This window comes from Nostocoides vanveenii, from assembly GCF_039531165.1.
GTDB lineage: Bacteria > Actinomycetota > Actinomycetes > Actinomycetales > Dermatophilaceae > Nostocoides_A > Nostocoides_A vanveenii.
Genome location: NZ_BAAAPN010000079.1, coordinates 1 through 2,114, shown reverse-complemented (window position 1 = coordinate 2,114; position 2,114 = coordinate 1). Strand labels below are relative to the sequence as shown.

At 64.8% G+C, this 2,114-nt stretch carries 5 protein-coding genes; all 5 read right to left on the bottom strand.

Annotation, left to right across the window (positions count from 1 at the left end; translation table 11 throughout):
- The coding region (locus tag ABD209_RS15610; protein ID WP_344067850.1) for a DDE-type integrase/transposase/recombinase at positions 1-676 on the bottom strand (676 nt) is incomplete at its 3' end.
- Complete coding sequence (locus ABD209_RS15605) at positions 673-1,086, bottom strand: hypothetical protein (protein ID WP_344067852.1); 414 nt, start codon at positions 1,084-1,086, stop codon at positions 673-675. The genes ABD209_RS15610 and ABD209_RS15605, both read right to left, overlap by 4 nt.
- Before the next feature lie 40 nt (positions 1,087-1,126).
- On the bottom strand, positions 1,127-1,336 hold the full coding sequence (locus ABD209_RS15600) for a hypothetical protein (RefSeq protein ID WP_344067848.1): 210 nt from the start codon (positions 1,334-1,336) through the stop codon (positions 1,127-1,129).
- Positions 1,337-1,350: 14 nt separating this feature from the next.
- Complete coding sequence (locus tag ABD209_RS15595; protein ID WP_344067846.1) at positions 1,351-1,596, bottom strand: hypothetical protein; 246 nt, start codon at positions 1,594-1,596, stop codon at positions 1,351-1,353.
- A gap of 8 nt (positions 1,597-1,604) precedes the next feature.
- Entirely contained in the window at positions 1,605-2,006 is a 402-nt protein-coding gene (locus tag ABD209_RS15590) for an HAD hydrolase-like protein (RefSeq protein ID WP_344067844.1), read from the bottom strand.
- Between the last annotated feature and the right edge of the window lie 108 nt (positions 2,007-2,114).

Here is a 2,114-nt window from a genome sequence, read left to right as displayed (position 1 = left end):
GGATGCTGCGAGAACACCTCCGACACCACGGTAGCCCCCAGGGTCGATCGGCGTGCGAGTCACGAAACCCGGGAGCACCTAGGCAGGCAACAGTCTTACTGTCGGCGTGGACCGCGTCGGGGATGCCGTGCAGGCCGAATGCCTCCTCGAGCATGGTCTTGGCGATCTGCGAGTCCTCGCAGGCTTGGACGGTCCAGGCCACGACGTAGCGGGAGAAGATGTCGAGCACGACGTAGAGCTGGAACCAGATCCCACGGCCGGGGCCGCGGAGTTTGGTGATGTCCCACGACCAGACTTGCCCGGACCTGGTGGCCAGCAGTTCGGGCTTCTTCTTCGCCGGATGGACCGCCTGCCGGCGACGTTCCCCGGCTGCGTCGTTGCGGCGCAGGATCCGGTGCATCGTGGACATCGAGCACAGGTAGGTGCCCTCGTCCAGCAGCGTGGCCCAGGCCTGGGACACGCTCTTGTCACAGAACCGTTCGCTGGTCAGCACGGCCAGCACCTGGGCCTGCTCGGCCGGCGTGAGGGCGTTGGGTGGCGTGGGCCGCTTGGGTGCCGGTCCGTGGACCGGCGGCTTCTTCGCTCGGTAGTGGCTGCCGCGGGGCCGGCCCAGCAACGCACAGGCATACTTCACCCCGACCTGCTCGGCGAGCTCGTCGACGGCGGGGTTGATCACCGCGGCCGCTTCGGCAGGTTCGTGCTCTCGGAGAGCATCTCCAAGAGCGCGTGTGCTTTTCCCACGATCTCCAACGCCGCCCTCGTCCGGACCAGCTCGGCCTCGGCCCTCTCTGCCCGGGCTCGCAGCTGCTCGACCTCCCGGTCGCGGCGGTCCCGGGTCTTCGGGCTCTTGGGTCCCAGCGCCGCGGTCGCACCGGCCTCGGCAGCCTTGCGCCACTCGGTGATGTGGGATGAGTACAGGTGCTCGCGGCGCAGGATCGCGCCACGCTCACCCCGCTCCGCCGCGTCGTACTCATCCAAGATCCGCGCCTTGTACTCCGCGGTGAACATCCGGCGCTTGGGCTGCTCAGCTCTCGGGGTCACCACCCCACCATCGAGGCGGGCGGCATCAGCCAACGTCATGGTCATCAGGTGTCTCGCTTCTCCGCCCCGTGCACAGGAAAGGAACTCAGAAGGGGTGTCTCACCTCAGCCTGACGCACAGGGCTGGTCTGGTGCGAGCTTCCCGCCGTGATGGCTGCAGTCATGCCAGCCTCCGGAAGGCTCCTCTTGATCTCGTCCTCGATCTTGGTGCCGTGAGCCACAGATGCCTTAAGGAGCGGGTGATACCAGACCCTGTCGACGAAGTAGAACGCGTACCAGAGGAGGAGCCCTATCACGATGACGAGGGCGCCTAGAGAGAACCAACCGACTCGAGTGCATCCTTCGCGGCGACTCCGGCAGCGCCTAACGCGAACGTGGCCACCGTTAGCGCGAGCCCGCGGATCCGCCACTCAATGTCGTTGAAGTGCATCTGCACCTCGACGCTCTGCTTCCACATTTCGATGTAATGACCTACTTCTTGGTCGAGTGTCATCCGGTCCTGCGCGCCCGGCGAGGCAGGTGCCGAAACCGGTTGAGTGCCCTCGGAATCACCCATGTCGACACTCACCCGGCCCTGACAAGCGAGGAGCCCAGGATGGGCAAGATCTCTTCGATCCCGTCCTGGCACGTAAAGGTTGGGATGACATCCGCGTCCGGGTGAGCAAGCGCGCGTTCACGTTCGACATCAACTTGAGTCCAGTGGGTAACCCGACGCAGCAGGTCGTACTCCTTTCGGTGATGCGCTTGGCCGTACTTGGCATGGATGTCGAGGACCCCGGCTTCTTGGGCCATCGCGATGTCCTTCATCAGGCTGTCGCCGAGGTAAGCGGCCTGGGTGGGCGAGCACTCCTGATCCCTCAGAATCGAGCACAACACTCGGGCGTTGGGTTTCAGCATCCCCATCGGAACGTGGCGGTGTTCTGTCTCGCTCAAGCCGTAGGTTCCCTCGTAGCGCCCGGTGCGCAAGTCGCTAGTGACATGTCCTTGAAATATCTTTATGGTTTCGTGGGATAATCAGGGCATGGCGAACAAGATCGCGGCTCCCCTGCCGCTGCGTGTCGGTGACCGCGAGCG

Excerpts from the sequence above, each read along its gene's own strand:
- ABD209_RS15595 (WP_344067846.1), bottom strand. The coding sequence starts at position 1,596 with ATGGGTGATTCCGAGGGCACTCAACCGGTTTCGGCACCTGCCTCGCCG.
- ABD209_RS15605 (WP_344067852.1), bottom strand. The coding sequence starts at position 1,086 with ATGACCATGACGTTGGCTGATGCCGCCCGCCTCGATGGTGGGGTGGTG.